Below are 4,918 nucleotides of genomic sequence, written 5' to 3' on the forward strand. Positions count from 1 at the left end.
CGATCATCGGTTCGCCGTATCGCTCACCGTCGACGCTCCAGATCTTCAGACTGCCGTCCGTGCCGCCGGAGGCGAAGTAGGGCACGTCCGGGGCGAACGCGACACTCGTGACCCCGTCGTGGTTCGCGGCTCCCACGTCGATGTTCCACACCCGCACGACACCTTCGGAACCGCTCGCGGAGGCGATCCCGGCACCGTCGGCGGTGAACGCCACATGCTCCACCCACCCCTGATGGCCGGTCATGGGGTCGCCGATCTGCCGACGACTCTCGATGTCCCACGCGCGCACCGTGCGGTCGGCTCCGCCCGTCACGAGCCGCCGCCCGTCGGGCGAGAACGCCACACTCGCGACGGCGCCCTCGTGTCCGGTCAGGGGCGCGCCGAGCTCCTGGAAGGTCTCGATGTCCCAGATCCGCACGGCACCGTCCTCGCCACCCGCCGCGACGCGCCTGCCATCGGGCGAGAACGCCGCGGTGATCGTCATCCCCGCGTCCCCGCCGCCCATCGGGTCTCCGACGGGCGCCCCGGTCGTCACATCCCATATCCGAACCTCGCCCTCGGGCGGCGCGCCGACGCTGACCGCTATCCGCTGCCCGTCCGGGGCGAACGCCACGTCCAGGACGAAGCCGTCGACGTGGATGGCGGACGCCGCGACAGGTGTTCCGGTCTGCACATCCCACACCCGCACCGCACCGGTGCGGCCCACCTGCTCCGCACTCGTGGCCACGGCGATCCGGCGGCCGTCGGGACTGACCTCCGCGATCTTCATGTCGCCCGCGGGCAGCGGGATCGGTACGCCGATCGGCGTTCCGTCGACGGCATCCCACACGCGAGCGGTGCGATCATCCCAGCCCGCGGAGGCTATGCGTTGCCCGTCACGGGTGAACTCGGCCGACACCAGGCCGTCGTGAGCCGCGATCGGATCACCGATCGCACGCCCGGTCCCGGCGTCCCACAGCCGGACAGTGCCGTCCTTCCCGCCCGTGACCACACGTTGCCCGTCCGGCGACAACATGGCCGTCGCGATGTCCGGGGCAGGCACCTCAACGATCTTCAGCAGTTCCGGCTGTGCCAGCAGAGCCCAGAGCAGAGCCCCGTCGTCCGGCGACGATCCGATCGAGCGCGCGGCCAGTATCTGCTTCAGCGCCCTCGCATCGCTCCCCGGCCGCGCACCGGAGAGCAGGGCTTGCCCATCGGCCACCAACCGCAACGCGATCGCCTCGTTCCGCTGCCGTTCGGCCTCCCGTTGCTTGGCGACCGCGAGGAACGCCGCGGCGACGGCGACGACGGTCAGCACCGCGAGTCCCGCGAGCACACCGCGCCGGAACCGGCGGAACTTTCTGAGCTCGCGCAGATCCTCCCCCGCCAGCTCGTATTTGGGTTTGCCGTGGATCGGGGCGGCGAGATCGGTGACCTTCTCCCGGAACAGCGGCGCCGCCGGATCCCAGGGCGCGTCCTCGGTGACGTCGACGTAGAACGGTTCGGTTGGCAGCGATCCCGGCTCGGTGAGCACGGGCAACGCCACATCGGAGTGGCCGGGGTCGAGACGCCGGGCGGTCTCGTCCCAGGTCAGGTGACCGTCGGCGAGGACGAACAGCAGCCGATCGGGCCCTCGCTCCCGCAGCCAGTGCCCGACCTCCTTGTTCACCCACCCGGACCGCGCGGAGTGCGGTGAGAGCACCACGATCAGGTAGCGGGCGCGGTCCATCGCGTCGGAGACCCTGCCCCACAGGTCGGGACTGGCGGTCAGATCGGTGGCGTCGCGGAAGACCCGCAGCGCGTGCAGGCGGCCGACGCGGCGGCCGATGCGGTGCAGACCCTTCTGGATGCCCGCCGCGATGGGCCGGTCGGCGTGCGCGTAGGAGATGAAGGCGTCGTATTCGTAGCAGGCGCTCGACGGTCGTGGCGCCTCCGGTGTGATCGCCGCGCCGGTGCTCGCTTGTTCGGTGCTCGCTTGTCCGGTCCTCATCTGCCGTCGCCTCGCCGTCTCGTCCTTCCCGGTCCCGAACCCCTGCCGTCGTCGGCGCCCGCGGCGGTCGGCAACCGCGGCGACGATCTCACGGGCGATTCGCCGTGATCCCGATCGTGACTCGCCGCCGGGACCACGTCGTGAGTAATCCGGTACTCGATTCCGCGGCGGCGGTGAGATCCGGCCGCTGTCCGACCTGACCGGAAATGGCGTAATCGGCTACGCGGGCCCGGCCGCCGCGTGGGTGTGAGAGTCGAGGCAGACGCTGTTCGCGGGCAGGGCGAACAGCACGGAGAAGGAGTCCGCGATGGGTATGAAGATCTCGATGTTCTCGAACAAGTTCCAGGACCATTTCATCGTCGAGCGGCAGGGGCTCGCCGACATCGCCCCGATCGAGACCCCGGCCGACCGGGAGAACGCCTCGTTCGAGTGGACCGGCCCCGGGCTGGTGCTCGGCCCCGACGGCGCGCCCGCCGACGGGTTCGGTGCGAGCGGCCAGTTGCGCCGAGCCGGCGCCCCGTTCGGCTTCGTCCTCATGATCGCGACATTCGAAGACAATCGCATTCACGGGAAGTTCGCCGACGGAATCACCGACCCACAGGTCGCGGAGGAGGTCCGCAAGAATTCGACCTTCGTCCTCGAGAAGGGGCTGATCGACCCGAACCATGTCTCGTTCCGGTCCGCGCGCTTTCCCGACCTGTTCATCCAGCAGGTGAATTTCCAGCTGTTCGCGCGACTGGCCAGGCCGCAGTTCCCGGACGAATTCCAGGCCGCCACATTCCGAATGGTCACTCCACCGCTGAACGCCGCCGACATGTGATCGCGGGCCGGACGACACCGCCTTCTCGGCGGCGCCGGCTCAGCGGGTGCGGGTGGCGGTCGGGGTCTCGCCGGTGTGTTTGCGGTAGACGCGCCGGAAGGCCGCCGGGTCCGCGTAGCCGACGGCGGTGGCGACGGCGTCGACGGGCATGCGGGTGGTGGTGAGCAGCGTGACCGCGTGGCCGACGCGGAGGCGATGGACGTACTGGGTCGGTGAGACGCCGAGGCGGTCGCGGACGCGGCGGGTCAGGGTGCGCGGCGAGACGGCGGCGGCCGCGGCCAGCTCGTCCAGCGTGACCTGCCGGTGCAGATTGGCCCGCACGTGTTCGCGCACCGCGCCGAGCACCGGGTCGGTGGCGCGGAGGTGCTCGAGCACCATGTAGCGGGATTGGGACATGCGGGCGTCGAGCACCAGGTAGTGCGCGACCCGCTCGGCCAGGGCGCCGCCGCCGAGGCGGGCGACGAGGGCCAGCATCAGGTCGGTGTGGGCGAAGGCCGCGCCCGCGGTCACGACCGGGCCGCTGTCGACCACCATGCGGTCGGCCAGCACGGTGGTGTCCGGGAAGCGCCGGGCCAGCAGCGGCGCGAGCCACCAGGTGGTGGTGGCAGTCCGCTCCGCCAGCACCCCGGAGGCCGCGAGGACGAAGACGGCCGAGCAGGAGGCGGCCACGATCGCGCCGGCGTCGCTCGCCCGCCGGACGGCCTCGACGGCCACGGTGGTCCGCGGCGCGGCCAGCAGTGTCCGCACTTTCTTCTCGTCGGTCGCCGACGGTCCAGGCAGCACCAGGACGTCACCGGGGCCGAACTCCGCCGTGTCGATCGCGATGTCCACGCTGACCGGCCTGCCGCCACCGGACCGCACCGGCAGCCCGTCGAGGGAGGCGACACGCTGGTGCAAGCGCCCGCCGTCGGCCGTGCCCGCGATCCCGGCGGCCGTGCCCACGATGTCCACGCCGAGGCCGAGCGCGCCCTCGAGCACACCGTCCAACGCCAGGTGGGTGATCATCTGGCGAGATTAGACCGGAACGTGGCGATCCGGCCACTGGCTGGGCCGGGCCGGCCGCGAGAGGGTTCGGATGTGCAGCGATCAGAACCTCAGCATCCAAAACCACAGCATCCAAAACCACAGCATCCCGGACCTCAGCATCCAGATCCTCAGCATCCAGCACCTCGCCATCCCCTCGACGACGACCTCGCCGACTTCGCCCGCCGCTCGATCACGCTCGACGGCACGCCTCGCACCGTCTACGTCGGCGGCAGCGGACCGGCGGTGATCGTCATGGCGGAGATGCCGGGCATCAGCCCCGACGTGGCCCGCTTCGCGCGCTGGGTGCGCGACGCCGGGCTCACCGTGTACCTGCCGTCACTGTTCGGCCGCGACGGCGCCTACCCGGACGCGGAGGCGGGCCGGACGATCATGAAACGCGCCTGCGTCAGCGCGGAGTTCCGCGCCTTCGGCGCGGGCAGGTCGAGCCCGATCGCGGTCTGGCTACGCGCGTTGGCCGCCCTGGCCCATCGCGAGTGCGGCGGCCCCGGCGTCGGCGCGCTGGGCATGTGCTTCACCGGCAATTTCGCGCTCACCATGATGCTCGAACCCGCCGTGCTCGCCCCGGTGCTGTGTCAGCCGTCGCTGCCGTTGGACGAACCGGGCGGGCTGGAGATCTCTCCCGGCGAGCTGACGGCCGTGCGGGAGCGGCTGGACCGGGAGGATCTGACGGTGCGCGCCTACCGCTTCGAGGGCGACCGTTTCTGCACGGCGCAGCGTTTCGCCGCCTACGCCGCGGCACTCGGACCGCGCTTCGAACCGCGCGTGCTGCCCGCCGAATCGGCGAATCCCGCTCCCCCGCCGTTCTTCTCGGAGGTGGTGGGCGGCCCGCACAGTGTGGTCACCGCACATCTGGTCGACGAGGCGGGCGAGCCGACCGCCGCGGCCCGCGACGAGATCCTCGCCTTCCTCGTTGACCGACTGACCGACTGACCGACTGACCGACTGACCGGCTGACCGGCTGACCGGCTGACCGCACCGCGGTGACACCGCCTCGCCCCCCGCCCGGGGGGGCCCGGGGGTGGGCCCGGCCCCCGGGGGGGGGGGGGCCCCCCCGGGGGGGGGGGGGGGGCCCGCGGGGGGGG

Annotated in this window: 4 protein-coding genes; 2 read left to right on the forward strand and 2 right to left on the reverse strand. The window is 71.8% G+C overall.

What is annotated here, in order from left to right; all coding sequences use genetic code 11:
• On the reverse strand, positions 1-1,969 hold a 1,969-nt coding region (locus QH283_RS03985), incomplete at its 3' end, for a toll/interleukin-1 receptor domain-containing protein (protein ID WP_280501661.1).
• A gap of 307 nt (positions 1,970-2,276) precedes the next feature.
• On the opposite strand from QH283_RS03985, the gene QH283_RS03990 reads away from it, so the two are divergent.
• Entirely contained in the window at positions 2,277-2,789 is a 513-nt protein-coding gene (locus tag QH283_RS03990; protein WP_280501662.1) for an AbfB domain-containing protein, read from the forward strand.
• Positions 2,790-2,828: 39 nt separating this feature from the next.
• Here the strand turns inward: QH283_RS03990 and QH283_RS03995 are convergent, their stop codons facing one another.
• The gene (locus QH283_RS03995) at positions 2,829-3,794 is read right to left on the reverse strand and encodes a GlxA family transcriptional regulator (RefSeq protein WP_280501663.1); all 966 of its coding nucleotides are present in this window, start codon (positions 3,792-3,794) and stop codon (positions 2,829-2,831) included.
• Positions 3,795-4,004: 210 nt separating this feature from the next.
• Between QH283_RS03995 and QH283_RS04000 the strand changes: the two genes are divergently transcribed.
• Entirely contained in the window at positions 4,005-4,766 is a 762-nt protein-coding gene (locus QH283_RS04000) for a dienelactone hydrolase family protein (protein ID WP_280501664.1), read from the forward strand.
• Positions 4,767-4,918: the final 152 nt, after the last annotated feature.

Origin of the sequence: Nocardia farcinica (assembly GCF_029867845.1) — a bacterium.
Classification (GTDB): Bacteria; Actinomycetota; Actinomycetes; order Mycobacteriales; family Mycobacteriaceae; genus Nocardia; species Nocardia farcinica_A.